Genomic DNA, 19,838 nt, shown 5'->3' with positions numbered 1-19,838 from the left:
AGAGGCCCAGACCCGACTGTCGCGCCGGTAGCCTACAACTCTGCCTCGTTTCGGACGGCGACGTTCGGATGGTGGACGGCCAGGTCAGGTTCGCGGCTTTCGTCCTGCAGGCCGTGCGCGGCGCGGATCATGTCCGCCGCGCGCTCGCCGATGACCACGCAAGGGGCCATCGTGTTGCCCGACGTGATCCGCGGCATGATCGACGCGTCGGCGATACGGAGATTGTCGATGCCGTAGACCCGAAGCTGATGATCGACGACAGCCATGGCGTCACGGCCCATCTTGGCGGTGCCGGACTGGTGCCAGTACGTCACCGCCGAGTTCCTGATGAACTGCTCCATGCCGGCGCGGTCGTGCTGTCGTGGCACGACCTCCCGCTGCACGATTCGGCCGAAGACCGGATGGTTGCCGATCTCCCGGCACAGCGCGACGGCCGCGAGCGCCGCAGTCATGTCCTCGGGCTCGCTGAGAAGGTTCGGCTCGATCAGCATCGGGTCGCTCGGATGGGGTCCGGACAGACGAAGGCGGCCGCGGCTCTTCGGCTGAGCCAGCCCGGCGAACATGGTCCAGCCATGCTCGGGGGGCGCCACACCGACCTCGGCTGGCGACGGCACCGCGAACCCGAGCTGGCACTGCAAGATGTCGGGCGCGTCGTGGCGCGCGTCGCTCTTCCAATGCAAGGTCGCTTCGCAGCCGCCGCTGCCGATCTCCTGCGGCTCGACGTACTGCCACGTGCAGCCGAAGGCCACGTGATCCTGGTGATTCCGGCCCACGCCCGGCAGATGCTGGACGACGTCGAGCCCGTGAGCGTGCAGCTCGTCCCGAGGGCCGATCCCGGATTGCATCAGCACCTTCGGCGTGTGGACGGCGCCGAGCGACAGGACGACCTCGCAGCGTGTCTCGAACGTCAGCAATTGCCCGCCGACGAGGGCCTCCACTGCGGTCACCCTGCGACCGTCGAGGCGGAGGCGGCACACGAGCGCGCCGGTCAGCACCGTCAGGTTCCCCTGGTGCATGCGTGGAGCCGTATAAGACTGATGCACCGACTCGCGCTGTCCGTCGCGAATGCGCAGATCGGCGATCGCGACGCCGCCGGGAGCTTCCATCATCTCGCCGTTCGGGCTGTCGAACCGCGGGATGCCGACGAGGGCCGCGGCCTCGACCATCGCACAGGCGACCGGCTTCGGTGAATCCGGCTGCGCCACATGCACGGGACCGCCGGATCCGCGGCGCAACGTGTCGGCCTTGCCCTGCCAGTTCTCGATGCGGCGAAAATAGCCGAGCACGGATCGATAACCCCAGGCCGGATCGCCGGCCTCCGCCGCGAAATGATCCCAGTCCGCCTGGTGGCCCCGCGCCCAGACCATGACGTTGATGCTGGAGCCGCCGCCCAGGCCTTTGCCCATGTTCAGCTGCAGCCGACGTCCGTTCAGGCCCGCATTGGGCTCGCTCTCGAACGCCCAGTCACGCTCCGAACCGAGGTTCAACGCCCATTGCGCGGGGTCCACGATGGTCGGCGACGTGTCGCCGCCGCCGGCTTCGAGCAGCAGCACCTGGGCATCGTGCTGCTCCGCCAACCTCGCCGCGACCACGCATCCGGCAGAGCCGGCACCGCAGACGATGAAGTCGAAGCTCCGTCGATCATTCGCATCGCGATGCGACCGACGACCAGCGTTCGGAGATGCGTGGTCGAGGCCTTCGGAATCCGATTGCATGGCATGCTCCTCGCGCGGCATATGATCCGCGCTGCGCCACCGAGTCGCTCTTCGGGTTGATCTCGGGCATGCGCGCAGCCTGTGACCGCGCCGACCTGCCCATGAAGGAGGAGTGGGGCGAGGAGCACGCCGCGAACGACGTGCCGCCTCTTCAGCATGCCGTCACTTCGTGAGCGCCTTCGCGGCGTCCTCGATGAGAGTCGCGACCGCGTCGGGCTTCGACATGAACACGGCGTGGCTCGCCTTCACCTCGACGGTCTCGCTCTCGGCGCGCCGCGCCATCATCCGCATGAGGTCGGGGCTGATCGCACGATCGTCGGTCGCGACGAGCGCCCAGCTCTTCTTGCTCTTCCATGCGGGCGTCGTCACCTTGGTCTCGAACGCCGCCTTGGACGGGAAGACCTGCGAGGCGGCCATGAACTCGGCCTCGGCCGCCGGGACATCGGCCGCGAAATCCGCGGCGTAGACCTTCGGGTCCAGATACAGATACTCGTCCGAGGTCGCCATGATGCCTTTCGTGGCCGCGGGGATCTTGCCGGCGAGATCGAGGAGGGTCTCGCCGGCGTCGGGCTGGAAGGCCGCGATGTAGACCAGGCCGGCCACGTTGTCGGCGTTGCCCGCCTCCGTCACGATCATGCCACCATAGCTGTGGCCGACCAGGAGCGAGGGACCCTGCTGCAGATCGAGGATGCGGCGCGTGGCACGAACGTCGTCCTGCAGAGAGGTCATCGGCGGCTGCACGATCGTGACCTTGTAGCCCTTCTGCTTCAGCAGATCGTGCACCTTGCGCCAGCCGGACCCGTCGGCGAGAGCGCCGTGAACGATGACGACGTTCTTGATCGGTGCCGCGTAGGCCGGCGTGAACGCGGCGAGCGCGAGCAGCGTGCTGCCGGCGACGGCGAGCGTGAGTTGCGTCAGTCCCATAGCCTGGTCTCCTCCGTTGCATCGTTCGGTTCGGATGTTAGCGAAACACGTCCGGAAGGTGCTCTCGAATACATTCTTCAATTTGTCGGTCGGCGCACGTAAGCTCGGACGATCGATATTTCCTTTCATCTCGGAGCAGCACGATGAAAGATTCTCCCGGCCGTCGCCTCGATCGCATCGACGTCAGGATTCTCCGCAGCCTTCACGCCGAGGGGAGGCTGACCAATGCCGAGCTCGCGGCCCGGGTGAACGTCAGCCCGGCGACGTGTCACCGCCGGACACAACGCCTCTTCGACGAGGGCTTCATCACGGGAGTCCGGGCGGAGCTCGCCCCGGCCAAGGTCGGCCTGGGGACTCTCGTGATGATCGGCGTCGTGCTCGACCGATCGACGCCGGAAAGCTTCGCGGCATTCGAGAGCGCCGTTCACAAGATGAAGGACGTTCTGGACTGCACCCTGGTGGCCGGCGACTTCGACTACCTGTTGAAGATCCGCGTCCGCGACATGAGCGACTTCAACAAGCTGCACGGCGAGAAGCTGATCGCTCTCCCGGGCGTCAGGCAGACGCGGACTTTCTTCGTCATGAAGGTGGTCAAGGAGAACGCGCGGTTAGCGTTCTGACGTCCAGCCCGGCCGACCGATACGGCGATGTCGAACCTCGCGGTCGGCTCGGTGGGCGAACGCACCATCGCGGCGACGCCGCTCCGAATGTCGCTCGCCTCGGGCTCACGGGACGATCTCCAGGGACGTGATCCTGTCGCCCTCCACCCTGAAGACGTATCGGAGGTCGATCGGGCTGCCGGGGAAGTTGCCGGTCACGCGGCTCGTCACGACGGTCAGCCCGTCCTTGCTTTCGGAGCGGATCGGCTCGCTCGTGTAGTCGTACTTCGCGGAGCTCTCGTCCTTCCAACGTCGGATCTCGGCGATCCCGGCGTAGGTGTGCCCCTCGTCCTCGACGACGGCGTCCGGAGCGAAGCAGCCGGCCGCGGCCGCACTGTCACGCATGTCGGTATTGAAGTAGGCGGCGATCGGGGCTGGCAGGTCGAGAGGCCTGCTCGTGTCGTGCGCGCTGAACGTGGACGGCTGGAGCTTGGACATGGGGACCTCCTGCGGAACGGGTGGACATGCGCCGCGTCAGTCAGCCCCATTTAGCCGTAGACCTTCGTTGCGATAAGTGGGATGAAGCGGGATGGAGTGTTGAGAAAAGCGGGACAATGTACCGACCCGGCCTGAACGAGCTCGATGCCGTCATCGCCATTGCGCGCAGGGGCTCGTTTCGGGCCGCCGCGCTCGATCTCGGCATGTCGACGACCGCGCTCAGCAACGCCGTCGGCAAGCTCGAGGCGGGTCTCGGCGTCCGCCTGTTCCATCGCACGACCCGCAGCGTCTCGTTGACCGATGCCGGCGGAGCCTTCGTGAAGCAGATCGGACCGGCGCTTCAGGACATCCACGGCGCGATGGAGACGGTGCGGTCGCGACAGACGACTCCATCGGGCACATTCCGCATCAACACCTTTCCGATGGCGGCCCGTGAGATTCTCTCGCCCCTGGTTCTCGAGTTCCTCCGCCGCTATCCGCAGGTGCATGTCGATCTCGTCACGGAAGGACGATTGGTCGACATCGTCGCCGAGGGATTCGACCTCGGCGTGCGCGTCGCGGATCTCGTGCCCAGCGACATGATTTCGGTCTCCCTCGGTCGATCGCAGCAGTTCGCCGTCGTAGGATCGCCGGCCTATTTCGAAAGACACGAGAGGCCGCGCGTCCCGCCGGATCTGCTCGATCACCCATGCGTCCGCGTGCGCTTGCCCAACGGTGCTCTGTATCGATGGCAGTTCGAGAAGGAGGGACAGACGGCCCAGATCGACGTGAACGGTCCGATCACGTTGGACGAGGCCTCGCTGGCACGAACGGCCGTGCTCGACGGCATCGGTCTCGGCTTCTTCATGGAACAGGACGTGCGGGCCGACATCGAGGCGGGGCGGCTCGTCCGCGTGCTGGAGGATTGGACGCCGCCGTTCGGGGGGCTCTGCCTCTACTACCCCGCGCGGCGCAACGCTTCCGCCGCGCTCAAGGCGTTCATCGGGCTCGCTCGCGAACTGAGTGGAACGCCGGGCGCGTGACAGCCAGCCGACGGCTCGGATGATCGACGACGCTCGCAAGCCCGTCCCGGTCGCCCCGCAGGAGCGCGAGCGCGACGAGCTTCGAGGACCGACTGGGTCAGCGCCGCGACCGCCTCGGCGCGCCGAATCGCGTCCGCCACGGTCTCTGGAGAACCTCGTCGCCTTCCCGAAGCTGAATGATGCGCTGGGCCTCTTCGAGGAATCTGTCGCGCACCGGCGTGCCCGGCGGCAGCTGCACTCGGAGCGTCTTTCTCGGCCGACCACGCGGGTTCCCTGAGACGCCTTTCACGAACCGGCCGCTCACGGGCGGCTTCCCGTACCCCCGCTCCGACCTGCCCTGGCCATGGGCCGCGACCGGCGCCGGCACCCAGGAGCACGGCGCCCCGGCGTGGGGCGGCGCCTTGCCGGGCTGGGTCTAGGCGACGACCGCGTCGCTCGCCTTGGCCCCGTTCCAGGCTCGGGTGTTCTCGACCTGACGACCGCACGTTCAGGCGGCCGCTCACGGGCGGCACTCCGACGTCCTGACGGCCGCCACCTCGGAGACGTGGAACACGGCGCACCACGCCCGACCGAAGTGCGAGCTTGTTTGCGCAACAGCAAGACCCCGGTGCCCGCGGTCGGGTTATCGCTGCTCAGGCGCCGCGGCGGCGCGGAGCGAGACGGTGCGCCTCGGCCTTGCGGCCTTCAGTTCGCTGTCGCTCCACTCGAGTTCGCGCGCCTGACTCTCGATCAGCTTGTCGGTGTGATGGCTCCCCTGTTTCGGATGGCGCTCGGGCGTGCGATCGAGACGATCGTCGACGCGGTCCTCTCCGCGCTCCCCTGCTTGTCCTGAATCGCCGCGTGAACGACTTTTTTCTGTCGAACGCGACGTTCTATCATCGGTCCGCTTGTTCCCCCGGCGAGCAGATGGACCCGACCATGATGCCCCTCCCCCAGGTAACCGCCCCTGCCAGCAGCGCCACGCGACGCCCTAGCGCGCCGCGAGCGGGGCGCTAGGCTCTCGCGCGCGGGACAGTCGAGCACGCCTTCATCTCTTCAGGGTCAGCGAACGGATCACCCGCATCGGGTGTGATCACCCGTCCGCGCGCAGTCGCCGCCGAAACCGCGTGTCGCCCTGATCTCCACCTCCGACCGACCAGGATTTGCCCATGACATCGATCACCGTCAACGGACGCGCCTACGACGTCGCCACCGAGCCTGACACGCCGTTGCTGTGGGTGCTGCGCGACGTGCTCGGGCTCACCGGCACCAAATACGGCTGCGGCATCGCGGCGTGCGGCGCCTGCACGGTGCTGATGGACGGCCAGGCCACCCGCTCGTGCCAGCTCCCCCTCGACAGCGTCGGCAGCGCCGAGATCCGCACCATCGAAGCGATCGAGGAGAGCCCGGTCGGCCGCAAAGTCGTGGATGCGTGGGTCGCCCAGCAGGTGCCGCAATGCGGCTACTGCCAGTCCGGCCAGGTGATGGCCGCAACCGCGCTGCTCGAGCAGACGCCCGCGCCGAGTGACGCCGACATCGCCGACGCGATGACCAACCTGTGCCGCTGCGGCACCTACAACCGGATCGCGGCCGCGATCCGGCACGCCGCGGGCTGACGGGAGGACATCGTCGTGAGCGCATTCGCCTCGTTCAAGCCCGGCGCATTCGACCTCGCCACCGTCGCGCTTCCGCACATGCGCCACGAGGGCGTTACCAACCTGTCCCGCCGCCGCCTGCTCGGGCTCGGCGCGGCGACCCTGGTGCTCGGCGCGCTGCTCCCGTCGGTCCCGGCGCGGGCACAGGCTGCCGCCGCCGTGAAACCGGGCACGCGCGTGGGCGCTTTTCTGGTGATCGGCCCGGATGGCCGCTTCAAGATTCTCAGCCCGTTCGTCGAAGGTGGCCAGGGTATCGCCACCGGCATCGCCCAGACGATCGGCGAAGAGCTCGACGTCGACCCGGCCCGCTTCGAGGTCGAGTGCGCGCCGCCCGGTCCCGACTACGCCCTGATCGACGGACTGCGGATGACGGGCGGCAGCTACTCGACGCGCTCCAGCTACGAGCCGATGCGCAGGCTCGGCGCGACCGCCCGCGAGATGATGATCCGCGCCGCCGCCGCTCGTCTGAAGGTGCCTCAAGCGAGCCTGACGACACAGGACGGCCGGGTGATCCACCCGCCGTCCGGGCGCGCAGTTCCCTACGGCGACCTCGCCGCGGCGGCGCTCGCGCTGGAGCCCGCGACCGAGGTGGCGCTCCGCGACCCGGCGACGTTTCGCTGGCTCGGCAAGCCGGTGGCTCGCATCGACATCCGCGCCAAGGCGACCGGCAAGGCCGTCTACGCCATCGACCTGAAGGTCGGCGGCATGCTCCATGCCGCCGTCCAGCACGCGCCGGTGCTCGGAACCGAGCCGGTGCGCATCGCCAACGAGGCCGCCGTCGCGGCCATGCCGGGGGTGCATGGCGTGCACCGCCTGCCGGGCGCCGTCGCCGTCACGGCGGACACCTGGTACCGCGCCCGCAAGGCGGTCGAGAGCGCCGAGGTGACCTGGTCCGAGCCGCCGGCCACCGGGCTCGACGCGGTCGCTGCCGACTTCTCGTCGGTGGGGCTGCGCGCCGCCCTCGCCGGCCACGCCGGGCCCGGCGTCCCGGCCGAGCAGGCGGGCGACACCGCCGCCGCCTTCGCGGTGGCCGCCAAGGTGATCGAGGCGGAGTACGACGCGCCCTATCTGGCGCACGGCCAGCTCGAGCCGCCCTCCTCGATCGCCCGCTTCAACTCGGACGGTACGCTGGAACTGTGGATCCCCAACCAGATGCCGGAGCTGTTCCAGTCGGTCGCGGCGCAGACGGCCGGCCTGCCGCCCGAGAAGGTGATGGTTCACTCGCCGATGCTCGGCGGCTTCTTCGGCCGGCACTTCGTCTACGGGCCGGGCAATCCGTTCCAGCAGGCGATCCTGCTCGCCAAGGCCACCGGCCGGCCCGTCAAGGTGCTGTGGTCCCGCGAGGAGGAGTTCAAGCGCGACGCGCTGCGGCCCCTGAGCTTCAGCCGCTTCCGCGCGGCGATCGGCGCCGACGGCAGGCCGACCGCGATCGCGGTGCGGACGGCGGGCGAAGGGCCGCTGGGACGCTACTTCGGCGCCGGAGGAGACGCCGGCGTCGACAGCTCCGCCGTCGAGGGCATCGTCGAGAAGCCCTACGCCATCCCCAACCGCAGCATGGATTACGTGAAGGTCCGCCACCCGGTGACGATCGCGTTCTGGCGCTCCGTCGGGCACTCGATGAACGACTTCTTCTACGAGAGCTTCTTCGACGAGATGGCCGATGCGGGCCGGCAGGACCCGTTCCGCCTGCGCGTGGAGCTGCTCCGCGGCAAGCCGCGTCACCTGAAGCTGCTGGAGACCGTCGCGGCGATGTCGGGCGGCTGGAAGCGCGGTCCGTACGACGCGGACGGCGGCAAGCGGGCCCGCGGCGTCGCCATGGCGTCACCGTTCGGCTCGGAGACCGCGACCATCGCGGAGGTGTCGATCGAAGGCGGCGAGGTTAAGGTCCACCATCTGTGGATCGCCTTCGACCCCGGCCGCGTCGTCAATCCGGCGATCGTGAAGGCGCAGGTGGAATCCGCAGCCGCGCTCGGCGTCTCGGCCACACTGTTCGAGGAGCTCGTCTACAAGGACGGCGTCCGGCAGTCGCACAATTTCGACGACTATCCGGTTCTGTCGCGCACCGCGATGCCGCAGGTCCATGTCGAGATCGTCGAGAGCGGCGAGCCCATGGGCGGCGTCGGTGAGCCGGGACTTCCCGGCGTGCCGCCGGCTGTGGTCAACGCCGTTGCGGCGCTGACCCGGCGCCGCGTGTGCAGCCTGCCGCTCGCCAAGACGAAGTTCGGCGTTTGACGTCCGGACCGGCGGTTCCGATTCCAACGCCGGCCACGGCGACGCGGCGGCGCCTCGACTGCGCCGTCGGCGTCCCGCCGAGCCTCACGGCCGCACGCGGAGACTCCTGATGAGTGGCCCTCGATCGTTGGTCTCACGTGTCCCCGCCTCGTTCTTCGGCATGGTCCTCGGCCTCGTCGGCCTCGGCAGCGCGTGGCGGGCTGCGCATCAGGTGTGGGGCCTGCCGGCTGTGGTCGGCGAAGCGCTGATGCTCGCGGGCGGCCTCGTCTGGGCCGTGCTGGTCGTGCTGTTCGCGGCCAAGTGGCTCGTCACCCCCGACGATGCGGCAGCCGAGGCGCGCCACCCCGTCCAGTGTTGCTTCATCGGCCTCGCCGGAGTCGCGACCATGCTGGTGGGGATCGCGCTGGAGCCCTATGCCCGCCCGGCCGCGCTCGCCATGTTCACGGTCGGCGCCGCCTTCACGCTCGCCTTCGGCCTGTGGCGCACCGGTGTGCTGTGGCAGGGCGCCCGCGATCCCGCCGCGAGCACGCCGGTGCTCTATCTGCCGACGGTCGCGGGCTCCTCCGTGATGGCGATCGGCCTGTCCGCGCTCGGTCATCCCGAGTGGGGTCGGCTGTGCTTCGGCGCCGGCGTGCTCTCCTGGCTCGCGATCGAGTCGGTGTTGTTGTTTCGGCTCTACACAGCGCCCGAGATGCCGGTCCCGCTGCGGCCGACGCTCGGCATCCAGCTCGCGCCGCCGACGGTCGGCGCGACGGCCTATCTGAGTGTCACGTCAGGTCCGCCGGACCTGATCGCCTTCGTGCTGGTCGGCTACGGCCTCGTGCAGCTCCTGCTGCTCGTGCGCCTGTCGCGCTGGATCTTCGCCGGGGGCGTCGGGGCGTCGGCCTGGGGCGTCACGTTCGGCCTGACGGCACTGGCCGGCACCATGGTGAGGCTGGTCGGCCGCGGCGACACCGGACCAATGGCGGTGCTGGCGCCCGGTGTGCTGACGCTGGTGACGATCGCGATCGCCGGGCTCGCACTCCGCACGCTGTGGCTACTGGTTGCGGGTCGTCTGCTGCCGCCCGCGACACCGACGGTGCCGGCCGCGGCAGCCGTTCCGCTCGCCGGCACGAGATGATCGCCCGGATGCGTAGAACGCTCGGCAGGAACGCGGCGTCCGTCGCAGACGGCGTGTCCGGCCGCACCGTGTGGCGGCATCACTGCAGGACGGCGGGCCGCTGCGTCTCGGTCGCCCGCTTGAGCACCTGCGGCGGCTGGCCGAAGGCGCGCACGAAGGCGCGACGCATCCGGTCGCGATCGGCGAAGCCGGTCTCGCGCGCGATCTCCTCCATCGACAGGCGCCCCTCCTCCATGAAGGTCCGCGCCGCCTCGAGCCGCAGTTGCTCGACCGCCTTGGCCGGCGACTGTCCGGTCTCCTGCCGGAACACGCGGCTGAACTGCCGCGGGCTGAGGCTCGCCTGCTCCGCAAGCTCCTCCACGCTCAGCGCGTTGGTGAGGTTCTCGCGGGCGTGGACGAGGGCGCGACGAATCCGGTCGGACTTCGGCTCCAGCGCGAGCAGTGCCGAAAACTGCGACTGTCCGCCGGGGCGCCGGAGATACACCACCAGCTTCTGCGCCACCGTCTTGGCGACCTCGCGCCCGAGATCGTCCTCGACCAGCGCGAGCGCGAGATCGATGCCCGCGGTCATGCCGGCCGACGTCCAGATCCGCCCGTCGCGGATGAAGATCCGATCCTGATCGACGAGAATTCCGGGATGGAGCTTCTGCAGATTGCGGGCGTGCGCCCAATGCGTCGTCACGCGTCGTCCGTCCAGCAGCCCCGCTTCGGCGAGAACGAAGGCACCGGTGCAGACACCGGCGAGGCGACGCGACTTTTCCGCCGCCTTCACGAGATAACGCAGGAGCGCCGGGGACGAGGGCCGCGGAATCAGCGAGCCGATCGCCAACGTCGTGTCGTAGATCTTGCTCCCGAACCGCACCGTGTCGATCGCAAAGCCGAGCGAGCTGTGCACGGGTCCGCCGGCCTCCGACAGCACGTGCACGTCGTAGACCTTCCGGCCGGCGACCGCATTGGCGAGCTCGAACGCCGACAGCGGGGCGAGCCCCATCACCTGAAAACCGTCGAACACGACGAGGCCGATCGCCGGCATGATCTCGATCCTCTCCTGGCGGCACCGACGCTGATTTTGGCCTATGGGCGGCTCCGCGCGCCAGTGCGACGCGCCGGCCGCCCCGGCACCGAACGTCACACCGCAGCGATCGTGCGATAGCGCGGCGCGACCCCGGTGTTGGAGAGATGCGGCAGCATCACCTGGCGGGCGGCCTCGTAGGCGTCCCACTCGGCGCCGTCCTGCAGCGACGGGATGGTGGCGAACTCGCCGCGGTCCAGCCCGGCCAAAGCCGCATCGACGAGATTTTCCGGCGTCATCACCCACGCGGTCGGCAGGTTGTCGACCGGCAGGCCGGCATGCGTCCAGAACTCGGTCGCGGTCGCGCCGGGCAACACCACCTGGACGCGCACGCCCTTGTCGGCGAGTTCCTTCCTGAGCGACTGGCTGAAGGCGAGCACGAAGGCCTTCGAGCCGCCGTAGACGCCGTTGAGAATCTCCGGCCCGATCGCCACGATCGAGGCGATGTTGACGATCGTTCCGCCGCGGCGCGCGACGAAGCCCGGCACGGCCGCGTAGGTCAGTCGCATCACGGCGGTGACGTTGACGTCGACCATCTCCTCCATCCGGTCGACATCGGACTGCAGCAACTCGCCGGCGCCACCGAAACCCGCATTGTTGACCAACAGCGTGACGCTCGCGTCGGTGCGCAGCAGATCCTCGACACGGCGAAGATCCGCCCGGTCGGTGAGGTCGGCGGCGACGGCCCGCACCGTCACGCCGTGACGGCGACGCAGCGCCTCGGCTTGGCTCTCCAGCCGCGCGGCGTTGCGTGCGACGACGACGAGGTCGTAGCCGCGACCGGCGAGCCGGTCGGCGTAGACGGCGCCGATGCCGGACGAGGCTCCGGTGACGACGGCGGTTCCTTTGGTACCCATGATGATGTCCTCTTGGTCGACCGCCGAGTCGGCGGGGGTGAGACGAACGATAGTCGCGCAGGTGTCTGTCTTTAATGTCGAATAACCGGCGTTTTCGGACATGCCGGCCCCGAGCCGGGCGGCGGCCGATCAGGCCGCCGGTGCGAGGGCCGGACAGCGGTCGCGGGCCGCCGAGAGCTCCAGGATCACGGCGAGCGCCACACACACGGCCCCGACCCAGCCGACCTCGCGGATCGAGCCCCAGGCGATGACCGCCGACCCGAGCGCCGCCCCGAGCGAAAACCCGAAGTAGTGGACGGAGGCGTTCGCCGAGAGAATCGCCGGCGCGTTGGCGACCCCGGCGATGGCGATCAGGCGGGCCTGCTGACCGGGGAAAAAGCTCCACGCCGTGAAGCCCCAGACGACGATGCCGGCGAGCAGCAGGGCAAGGGCGGCGACGCCGTGCAGGGCGTGGGCAGCGACCGACAGGGCCGCCAGGGCGAGCGCCAGCAGCGGCAGGCTCGCCCGCACCACCCGGCCGGGTCCCACCCGGTCGGTCAGGCGGCCGCCGACCGTGAGACCCACGAAGGCGGAAAAGCCCCACACCAGCAGCACGATGCCGATCGCCGCGCCGTCGAGCCCGGTCACGTCGCGGACCAGGATGGCGAGATACGGGTAGACCGTGAACGGCCCGATCGCCCACAGCAGCATGACGGCGAGCGGCCGCCGCACCGCCGGATTCTTGAAGGCGACGAGGCGGGCGCCGAGGCCGACCACCGGCGCCGCGGTCCCGAGCGAGCGCGGCAACCCGACAAGCAGGCCGATGGTCGCGACGACGGCGAGCGCCGCGACGCCGACGAAGGTTGCGCGCCAGCCGAGAGACGCGCCAACGACGGCGCCGAGCGGCACTCCGAACACGATGGCGAGGCTCAGCCCGCTGGTGACGATCGACAGCGCCCGTCCGCGCTCCGCCGGCGGCACGAGGCTGCCGGCGACCGCGCTGGCGTTCGGCACGAACAGGCCGGCGCCGAGGGCGAGCAGCACCCGCGCCGCCATCAGGCCGGCGAAGCTCGGTACCACCGCGGCGACGAGGTTGGCGACCGCGAAAGCCGCCATGGTGCCGACCAGCAACAGCCGGCGCGACACCGCGCCGGTCGCCACTGTCAGGACCGGGGAGGTCAGGGCGTAGGTCAGCGCGAAGATGGTGACGAGCTGGCCGGCGGCCTGGCCACTCACCGCCAGGTCGGCGGCGATGTCGGGCAGGACCGCGGCGATCATGAAGCTCTCGGTGCCGACCGCGAAGGCGCCGAGTGCCATCCAGTAGAGGGGGGCTTTCGAAGACATGGCTGGGGAGTCCTGTTGCGCCGCCGTGGGCGCGTCGAACGGGACTCTAGGGACGAAGGCTCATGTCTTGAATGTCATCGACACGTCACTTCGTGCCATTTGCCTTCATGTCTCGACCGCTACTTTTCCGATCAGGGATTACGAGACCGCCATCGCCAAAACGGCACCGCCCTCCGGATCGGCTTGGCGCGCTATTTCGACGATGCCCCCGAGGTGCGAGCCGCTCTGGAGCCGGCAGCGGAGACGTTCGTCTACTTCACCCGTTCCGAAAGGTTCAAGACGGCGCCGCGGAGCCGACCCGGAACGATCGGACCGTAGACGGCGCGCTACTCGACGCCGTGTCTGCTTTTGATCTCGTTGGTCATCTGCTCGACCTCCTGCTTGCTGATCAGAGGCATGATGAACATCCTCGCCCCGTTCAGCCCGATCGCACGAAACGCTTCCTGATGCCGCTTCTCGAGTTCGCTCTGCCGCAGGTTCATATGGGTCAGTTGCACCGCGCCGAAGACATCTTGGTCGTACCTGTGCCGGTTCGGCAGCATCAAGTTCGCGCAGATCGCGAGAACCAGGACACCGGAACCTTGTGATCGTATCCAGGCGTCCTTCTTTTCCTGTGACATCGATCGTCGATCTCTGCCTGGACCAGGAACGCATCTCGGAACCGACAAAAAGTTCGACAGTGCTTCTCCGCCTCCTCCGGTTCGACGCCGAACCGGAACCGCGCCGGCTTGCCCCGGCGCGATGATCACGTCCTCCGGGTGAGGGAGACCTCTCGGGATGATCGCACCAGGCAAGCTGTACCGCTCGATATATCGTCGCCACGACGCTTGCGGCGTCTCGATCTCCTCGGCGAGTTCCTTCTCGTAATTCCGAGGGTTTTCGGCACATCCACCCGCCATTCCGGCCGAGCAGGAGTTTTGCCGGCAGGAACAGCGAATATCAGGTGAGAGGTGTCCGATAGGGACTGCCTGCACCACCACCCAGCCGAAGAGAACCACCGGACGGACCGGTCACGGGTGACCAACTCCATGTCTCGGCAACTGCCTTTCGGTCGCTGCGCTTGACGATCGAGCCCGAGACTCACACGTGCGGCTCCGGTTCAGGTCCATTCGTTTAGGAACTCGGCTCAATGGCGGATGCGGCGGAGCAGGAGGCTTCCCCTCGCGCGGGGTTCCTCAGCCGCCGAGGACGACACGACGAAAGCGCCGTAAGGCGACGGCCAGATAGACGCCGCCGATGGCGGCGACGGCGAGCAGCGGCGGCGTCGCCGCAGCAAAGCCGGCGCCGCGATACAGCACGGCCTGCGCGAAGGTCACGAAATGCGGCGTCGGGCTGACGATCCACACGATCCACCGCAGCCAGATCGGCATGCTTTCGAGCGGGGTGGCGCTGCCCGACAGGAGCTGCGTCACCAGCAGCACCGGAATGGCCAGCAGGCCGAACTGGCCCATCGTGTTGGCGATGGTGCCGAGCAGGATGCCGAGCGCCGCGACCGTGAACACGTAGACGGCGGCGCCCGTGAGGAACAGCAGGATCGATCCGACGATCGGCACCTGCAGCCACCACTCGACGACCAGCACCAGCGACAGCCCGGCCGCGGCCAGCGTCACGGCGCCGTTGGCCAGGATCTTCGCGAGCATGATCTCGCTCGCCACCACCGGCATGACGAGCAGATGCTCGACCGTGCCCTGCTCGCGCTCGCGGATCAGCGCCGCGCCGGTGAGGATCACGGTCAGCATGGTGATGCTGTTGATCACCTGCATCACCGAGGTGAACCAGCTCGATTTCAGGTTGGGATTGGAGTTGGCGCGGATCACCACGTCCACCGGGTTCGTCGAGACGCCGTCGCGTCCCGCCCTGAAGGCGGCGACCTCGTTCAGGATGATGGTCTGGATGTAGGCCGAACCGTTGCCGGCCTGGGTGATGGCGGTGGCGTCGACATTCAGCTGCACCGAGGTGCTGCGGCCGGCCAGCACATCCGCCTCGAACCGCGGTGGAATCTCGATGACGAAGACGTAGCGCCCGGCGCCCATCTCGCCGTCGATGTCACGCGCCGAGATCTCCACGGCCGGCCTGAACAAGGGCGGCGTGAGGCCGTCGGCGATGCGCCGCGACAGCGCCGAGCGGTCCTCGTCGACAATGGCGACCGCGAGGTTGTTCGCCTCGACGGAGGCTCCGGTCGCGACCGTGTAGACGTTGATGCTGAAGGCGTAGACGACCAGGATCAGCATCACCGGGTCGGCCCGGATGCTGCGCAACTCCTTGATGGTCAGTCGCCAGATGTTCGCGAGGTGACGACCGATCCCGAGGCGGTCGATCGCCGGCTTGCGCGTCGCATCCGCCCTCTGCGCCGCCACCTCACGCCTCCTGCTTGCGTAAGAACAGGCGCGCGGCGAGAAGATAGACGACCGCGAACAACGCGAGCATCAGCATCTCCGGCCACAAGGCGAACAGACCGAGCGCCTTGGCGAAGGTCCCGACGCTGATCGGCTGATACCAGGCGGCCGGAAAGGTCAGGCCGAGAAACCGCGCGCCGCCCGACAGGGACGACACCGGAACCAGCAGGCCCGAAAAGTTCACGGCCGGCACCACGGCCAGAATGGCCGTGGCGAACACGGCCGCGACCTGGGTGCGCGTGAAGGTCGACACGAGCTGGCCGAAGCCGGTCGTCGCGAAGCAGTAAAGCAACGTACCGAATGCGAGCGTGGCGAAGGACCCGGCGATCGACACACCGAACACGATGATGGCCAGCAGCACCAGCAGCACGAAGCTCACCATCGAGACCGCCACATAGGGGAGCTGCTTGCCGACCAGGAACTCGACCTTGCTGGTCGGCGTCGAATGGAAATTGGCGATCGAGCCGGTCTCGATCTCGCGCACCACGGCGACCGCCGACATGACGGCCGGGATCAGGATCAGCATCAGCACGATGATGCTCGGCACCATCGCGTTGACGCTCTTGAACGACTGATTGTAGCGGAAGCGGGTCTCGATGCTCACCGGAACGACGGCGGCGTTCGGCCCGACCGTCTCGACGGCGCGCTGCTTGGCGTATTGCAGGGCGAGGCCCGAGACGTAGCTGCGGGTGGTCTCGCCGCGGAACGGCATGGCGCCGTCGATCCAGACGCCGACCTGCGGCACGCGTCCGCTCTGCAGGTCGCGGCCGAAGCCGGGCGGCACCTCGACGACCAGCGCCAGCTCGCCGCTCCTGAACCGTGCATCCATCTCGGCCGTGGTGCGGACCGGCGGCCGCTCGGTGAAGTAGCGGGAGCCGGAGAAGGTTTCGAGCAGCGCGCGGCTTTCCGGAGTCCGGTCCTGATCGAACGCCGCCCAGCTCAGGTTCTCGACATCGAAGGAGATGCCGTAGCCGAACGCCAGCATCAGCACGAGCGGGCCGACGAAGGCGAAGATCAGGCGGATCGGGTCGCGCAGGAGCTCCGTCGCCTCGCGCCTTGCATAGGCCCACAGGCGCCCCGGATCGAACCGCTTCGGCGCGGACATCGACGAGTCCGCCGCCGGTGCAGCTTTCACCGCCGAATCCGTCGCGACCTCGCCGACGCCACCGGCCTCGGCCAGATAGGACACGAACGCGCCCTCGAGGGTCTCGCTGCCGCGCTCGCGGGTCAGCTCGGCCGGCGCTCCGACGGCGAGCACCTTGCCGGCGTGCATCAGCGAGATGCGATCGCAGCGCTCGGCCTCGTTCATGAAGTGGGTCGACAGGAAGATGGTCACGCCGTCGTCGCGCGACAGGTCGATCAGGGTGCGCCAGAACGCATCGCGCGCGATCGGGTCGACGCCCGAGGTCGGCTCGTCGAGAATCAGGACGGCCGGACGGTGCAGCACCGCGACGGCGAGCTGCAGCCGTTGCTTGATGCCGAGCGGCAACTGATCCGGCCGGGCGTCGGCGACGTCGTTGAGGTCGTAGCGGGCGAGCAGCTCGGCGATCCGCGGCGCGATCTCGGCCGGCGGCAGATGATAGAGCCGGGCGTGCAGATCGAGATTCTGGCGGACCGTCAGCTCGGTGTAGAGCGAGAACGCCTGCGACATGTAACCGACCTTGCGGCGCATCCCCATGTCGTCGCCGCCGATCGGCTCGCCGAACAGCGCGGCCCGCCCCTCGCTCGCCGGCAGCAGGCCGGTGAGTATCTTCATGGTGGTGGTCTTGCCGCAGCCGTTGGAGCCGAGGAAGCCGAAGATCTCGCCGCGGCCGATGCGGAAGCTGACATGATCGACGGCGACGAAATCGCCGAACTGTCGCGTCAGCCCCTCGGCCTCGATCGCCGGGACGTCGTCATCGCCGGTGACCCGCGGGCGCACCACCACGCCCGCGTGGCGGGCGCGCTTCTCCTCCGGCAGCAGCGCGATGAAGGCGCTCTCCAGCGAAGTCTCGTGCGCCTGCGCCAGGATCTCGGACGGGGTGCCGCGCGCGATCACGCGACCCTCGTCCATGGCGGCGAGCCAGTCGAAGCGCGCCGCCTCCTCCATGTAGGCGGTGGCGACCACCACGCTCATCTGCGGACGCCGCGCCCGGATCGTGTCGATCAGCTCCCAGAACTGCCGGCGCGACAGCGGGTCGACGCCGGTCGTCGGCTCGTCGAGCACCAGAAGGTCGGGGTCATGCATCAGCGCGCAGCACAGGCTGAGCTTCTGCTTCATGCCGCCCGAGAGCTTGCCGGCCGGACGCCCGACGAACGGATCGAGGCCGGTGGCGCGGGTGAGGTCGGCGATCCGGGCGCGGCGCTCGTCCGCCGACTGTCCGAACAAGCGGCCGAAGAAATCGACGTTCTCGTAGACGCTGAGCGTCGGATAGAGATTGCGGCCGAGGCCCTGTGGCATGTAGGCGATGCGGCCGCAGCTGGCCCGTCGGTGCTCCGCATCAGCCATGTCGCCGTCGAACACCGTGACCGACCCGACCTGGAGCTTTCGCACTCCGGCGAGAAGCGCGAGGAGCGTCGACTTGCCGACGCCGTCCGGCCCGATGATCCCGACCATGCGGTGTGCCGGGATGTCGAGGCTGACGTCGTCGAGGGCGTTCCTCGCCCTGTAGCGGTGCGTGACGGCGGCGAAGCGGGCGACCGTGTCCGTCATTGCGGCAGCTTCACCGCGAGCTCGTCCGGCCAGGCGATGCGCGTGCTGGTGCGCACGAAGCCGACACCGCGCACGCCGGTCTTCACCTGGCGATGGTACTTCTGAAGCACGTCCGGATCGACCTGCAGCTTGACCCGAAACATCAGCTTCTGGCGCTCCTCGGCGGTCTCGACACTCTTCGGCGTGAACTGCGCCTCGGTGGCGACAAACGCGACGGTGGCCGGGATAACGTATTCGGGAATCGGGTCGGCGACGATCCGGGCCTCGTCGCCGAGCGTCAGCTTGCCGGCGTCCTCGGCCGGAAGATAGATGGTCAGGTACACGTCCTTGAGATCCAGAATCGTGAGAACCCGTTGGCCGGCCGCGACCACCTCGCCGGCGCGGGCGAGCCGGTACTGGACGCGGCCGCTGCGTGGCGACACCAGCACGAGATCGATCAGCACCGACTGCAGGCGCTCGACATCCGCCTCGGCGATGTTGATGGCGAAATGCGCCTGCTCGCGCTGGGCCGTCACCGCCCGCAAGGCGGCATCGGCCGCCTCGAACTTGTTCCGACGCTGGTCGACGGCCTGTTCGGTGATGCTGCCCTTCTCGAGCAGACTCCTCCCACGCTCCAGCTCGGTCCGCGCGAAAGTCAGATCGCTGGTCCGCTGGGCGATGAGCGCGACGGCCTCGGCCAGCGCCTGCTTGGCGCGCAGCACCTGCGCCTGGGCGGCGCGGAGCTGCGCCTCGTATTCCGGCGCCGAGATGGTGGCGACCACCTGACCGGCCGTCACCTCGTCGCCCTCTTCCACCGTCACGGACGCCAGCCGGCCACCGTACTTCGCCGCGACGTCGACCTGAGTGGCCTCGATCCGGCCGTTCGACTTGACGATGCCGTCTGGCAAGGTGTTGCCGCGCAGTCGCGCGATCAGGGCGCGCACGGCGGCCTCGGCGCGAGCCGCCGGACCGGGTTGTGCAGAGCTCGGCGAGGTGGGGCTCGGTTGAGCCGATTGGGCCAGGGCCGGCCCGGCTGTCGGGAGGGCGTCGAAGAGCACGAGCACGGCAAGGACGATAACGGCAACACGAACGGACATCGGGGCCTCCAGGGACGATCGCGTCCCGACGCCCACCACGGTTCGCGACACCGTCCCGGACCGGATCATACGCCGTTACGACGCCGGTGTCCCGACAGATGCGGCTTGTGCTGCTCGCGCGACGTGAGCTCCCGACGACCAGCGCGCCGCAGGTATTGGCGGGGCGCGACCTCGCTCTCGACCCTGCACGCATGGCACGGTCTTGCTGTCGATCCAGCCAGGCGGGAGAGCTCGCTCCACAAGCCGCACCTGCCGCGGCTCACCCGACGCCGCAGCATCCATCGATCAGCGATCCGCCGGCGCAGGGAGGTGTCGCGATGCCTTGCCCGCATGAAGACCGCCCCCCTGGGTCGACGCTCACCCGGCGGAACGCATGTTTTGCCCGGCCGGACGGGCAATGTTGCGTTGCAGACGCGTGGCGCCTTGCCACGTCGCCCTCACGGCGCAGATGCGGACGCTGGCGAGCCAGTTGAGCACGCGGCGCGTCTGGGAGACCTACGGCGATCTCGGCATCGGTCGCTCCGCAAGCCTCGCCGCACGTACCGGAACCTCACCGGCCTGCTCGGCCCGACGATCACATCCACCGGGGTGCTGGCCGTTCAGCGCCGCGACCGTCTCGGCTCGCCGAACCGCGCCTCAGCCGCGCGGCGCGGCCGGCGCCGCGGCCTTGGCCACGGC

16 protein-coding genes are annotated in these 19,838 nt (G+C 68.9%); 5 read left to right on the top strand and 11 right to left on the bottom strand.

The annotated features are described in order from the left end of the window. Nucleotides 1-32 precede the first annotated feature (32 nt). A complete protein-coding gene (locus CCR97_RS14025; RefSeq protein ID WP_111355142.1) occupies nt 33-1,715 on the bottom strand; it encodes a GMC family oxidoreductase in 1,683 nt (560 codons plus the stop codon). Between the two features lie 162 nt (nt 1,716-1,877). Continuing rightward, entirely contained in the window at nt 1,878-2,639 is a 762-nt protein-coding gene (locus CCR97_RS14020; protein ID WP_111355115.1) for an alpha/beta fold hydrolase, read from the bottom strand. A gap of 143 nt (nt 2,640-2,782) precedes the next feature. On the opposite strand from CCR97_RS14020, the gene CCR97_RS14015 reads away from it, so the two are divergent. Continuing rightward, nucleotides 2,783-3,259, top strand: coding sequence for an Lrp/AsnC ligand binding domain-containing protein (locus CCR97_RS14015; protein WP_111355114.1), 477 nt, complete (start codon nt 2,783-2,785; stop codon nt 3,257-3,259). Between the two features lie 105 nt (nt 3,260-3,364). Here the strand turns inward: CCR97_RS14015 and CCR97_RS14010 are convergent, their stop codons facing one another. Next, nucleotides 3,365-3,736: a nuclear transport factor 2 family protein gene (locus CCR97_RS14010; protein WP_111355113.1), complete on the bottom strand. Its 372-nt coding sequence runs from the start codon at nt 3,734-3,736 to the stop codon at nt 3,365-3,367. A gap of 116 nt (nt 3,737-3,852) precedes the next feature. Here CCR97_RS14010 and CCR97_RS14005 point away from each other — a divergent pair, with 116 nt between their 5' ends. Next, complete coding sequence (locus tag CCR97_RS14005) at nt 3,853-4,758, top strand: LysR family transcriptional regulator (RefSeq protein ID WP_111355112.1); 906 nt, start codon at nt 3,853-3,855, stop codon at nt 4,756-4,758. A 97-nt stretch (nt 4,759-4,855) separates the two neighbouring features. On the opposite strand, the gene CCR97_RS32525 is transcribed toward CCR97_RS14005, so the two are convergent. After that, entirely contained in the window at nt 4,856-5,047 is a 192-nt protein-coding gene (locus CCR97_RS32525) for a DUF5681 domain-containing protein (RefSeq protein WP_420826077.1), read from the bottom strand. 859 nt (nt 5,048-5,906) lie between these two features. Between CCR97_RS32525 and CCR97_RS14000 the strand changes: the two genes are divergently transcribed. The 3 genes from CCR97_RS14000 (at nt 5,907) to tehA (ending at nt 9,744) form a co-directional block, all read left to right on the top strand. Next, on the top strand, nt 5,907-6,353 hold the full coding sequence (locus CCR97_RS14000; RefSeq protein ID WP_111355109.1) for a (2Fe-2S)-binding protein: 447 nt from the start codon (nt 5,907-5,909) through the stop codon (nt 6,351-6,353). Nucleotides 6,354-6,431: 78 nt separating this feature from the next. Next, the gene (locus CCR97_RS13995; protein WP_111355141.1) at nt 6,432-8,624 is read left to right on the top strand and encodes a xanthine dehydrogenase family protein molybdopterin-binding subunit; all 2,193 of its coding nucleotides are present in this window, start codon (nt 6,432-6,434) and stop codon (nt 8,622-8,624) included. 109 nt (nt 8,625-8,733) lie between these two features. Further along, a complete protein-coding gene (gene tehA / locus CCR97_RS13990; RefSeq protein WP_111355108.1) occupies nt 8,734-9,744 on the top strand; it encodes a dicarboxylate transporter/tellurite-resistance protein TehA in 1,011 nt (336 codons plus the stop codon). Between the two features lie 79 nt (nt 9,745-9,823). Here tehA and CCR97_RS13985 read toward each other — a convergent pair whose 3' ends face one another. The 7 genes from CCR97_RS13985 to CCR97_RS13955 all read right to left on the bottom strand — a co-directional run bounded on the left by CCR97_RS13985 (nt 9,824) and on the right by CCR97_RS13955 (nt 19,007). Beyond that, nucleotides 9,824-10,777 (bottom strand): GlxA family transcriptional regulator, encoded by a 954-nt coding sequence (locus CCR97_RS13985; RefSeq protein WP_111355107.1) that lies wholly within the window; start codon nt 10,775-10,777, stop codon nt 9,824-9,826. A gap of 95 nt (nt 10,778-10,872) precedes the next feature. Next, nucleotides 10,873-11,673, bottom strand: a complete 801-nt coding sequence (locus CCR97_RS13980; RefSeq protein WP_111355106.1) for an SDR family NAD(P)-dependent oxidoreductase — start codon at nt 11,671-11,673, stop codon at nt 10,873-10,875. A 129-nt stretch (nt 11,674-11,802) separates the two neighbouring features. Continuing rightward, nucleotides 11,803-12,996, bottom strand: a complete 1,194-nt coding sequence (locus CCR97_RS13975) for an MFS transporter (protein ID WP_111355105.1) — start codon at nt 12,994-12,996, stop codon at nt 11,803-11,805. A 326-nt stretch (nt 12,997-13,322) separates the two neighbouring features. Next, nucleotides 13,323-13,616 carry a hypothetical protein gene (locus tag CCR97_RS13970; RefSeq protein WP_111355104.1) on the bottom strand — a complete coding sequence of 98 codons (294 nt, stop codon included), beginning with the start codon at nt 13,614-13,616 and terminating at the stop codon, nt 13,323-13,325. 555 nt (nt 13,617-14,171) lie between these two features. Then, the gene (locus CCR97_RS13965) at nt 14,172-15,353 is read right to left on the bottom strand and encodes an ABC transporter permease (RefSeq protein WP_201159580.1); all 1,182 of its coding nucleotides are present in this window, start codon (nt 15,351-15,353) and stop codon (nt 14,172-14,174) included. 1 nt (nt 15,354) lies between these two features. Further along, the gene (gene rbbA, locus CCR97_RS13960; RefSeq protein ID WP_111355103.1) at nt 15,355-18,084 is read right to left on the bottom strand and encodes a ribosome-associated ATPase/putative transporter RbbA; all 2,730 of its coding nucleotides are present in this window, start codon (nt 18,082-18,084) and stop codon (nt 15,355-15,357) included. Beyond that, the gene (locus CCR97_RS13955) at nt 18,081-19,007 is read right to left on the bottom strand and encodes an HlyD family secretion protein (protein WP_420826076.1); all 927 of its coding nucleotides are present in this window, start codon (nt 19,005-19,007) and stop codon (nt 18,081-18,083) included. The genes rbbA and CCR97_RS13955 overlap by 4 nt, the downstream gene beginning before the upstream one ends. Nucleotides 19,008-19,838 lie beyond the last annotated feature (831 nt).

This window comes from Rhodoplanes elegans (assembly GCF_016653355.1).
Taxonomy (GTDB): Bacteria; Pseudomonadota; Alphaproteobacteria; order Rhizobiales; family Xanthobacteraceae; genus Rhodoplanes; species Rhodoplanes elegans.
Note: the sequence above shows the minus strand (reverse complement) of the source record. Positions and strands in the feature narration are given on the sequence as shown.

Coding starts and splice junctions, on each gene's coding strand:
- CCR97_RS14025 (WP_111355142.1), bottom strand. CDS start 1,715: ATGCAATCGGATTCCGAAGGCCTCGACCACGCATCTCCGAACGCTGGT.
- CCR97_RS14020 (WP_111355115.1), bottom strand. CDS start 2,639: ATGGGACTGACGCAACTCACGCTCGCCGTCGCCGGCAGCACGCTGCTC.
- CCR97_RS14015 (WP_111355114.1), top strand. CDS start 2,783: ATGAAAGATTCTCCCGGCCGTCGCCTCGATCGCATCGACGTCAGGATT.
- CCR97_RS14010 (WP_111355113.1), bottom strand. CDS start 3,736: ATGTCCAAGCTCCAGCCGTCCACGTTCAGCGCGCACGACACGAGCAGG.
- CCR97_RS14005 (WP_111355112.1), top strand. CDS start 3,853: ATGTACCGACCCGGCCTGAACGAGCTCGATGCCGTCATCGCCATTGCG.
- CCR97_RS14000 (WP_111355109.1), top strand. CDS start 5,907: ATGACATCGATCACCGTCAACGGACGCGCCTACGACGTCGCCACCGAG.
- CCR97_RS13995 (WP_111355141.1), top strand. CDS start 6,432: ATGCGCCACGAGGGCGTTACCAACCTGTCCCGCCGCCGCCTGCTCGGG.
- tehA (WP_111355108.1), top strand. CDS start 8,734: ATGAGTGGCCCTCGATCGTTGGTCTCACGTGTCCCCGCCTCGTTCTTC.
- CCR97_RS13985 (WP_111355107.1), bottom strand. CDS start 10,777: ATGCCGGCGATCGGCCTCGTCGTGTTCGACGGTTTTCAGGTGATGGGG.
- CCR97_RS13980 (WP_111355106.1), bottom strand. CDS start 11,673: ATGGGTACCAAAGGAACCGCCGTCGTCACCGGAGCCTCGTCCGGCATC.
- CCR97_RS13975 (WP_111355105.1), bottom strand. CDS start 12,996: ATGTCTTCGAAAGCCCCCCTCTACTGGATGGCACTCGGCGCCTTCGCG.
- CCR97_RS13970 (WP_111355104.1), bottom strand. CDS start 13,616: ATGTCACAGGAAAAGAAGGACGCCTGGATACGATCACAAGGTTCCGGT.
- rbbA (WP_111355103.1), bottom strand. CDS start 18,084: ATGACGGACACGGTCGCCCGCTTCGCCGCCGTCACGCACCGCTACAGG.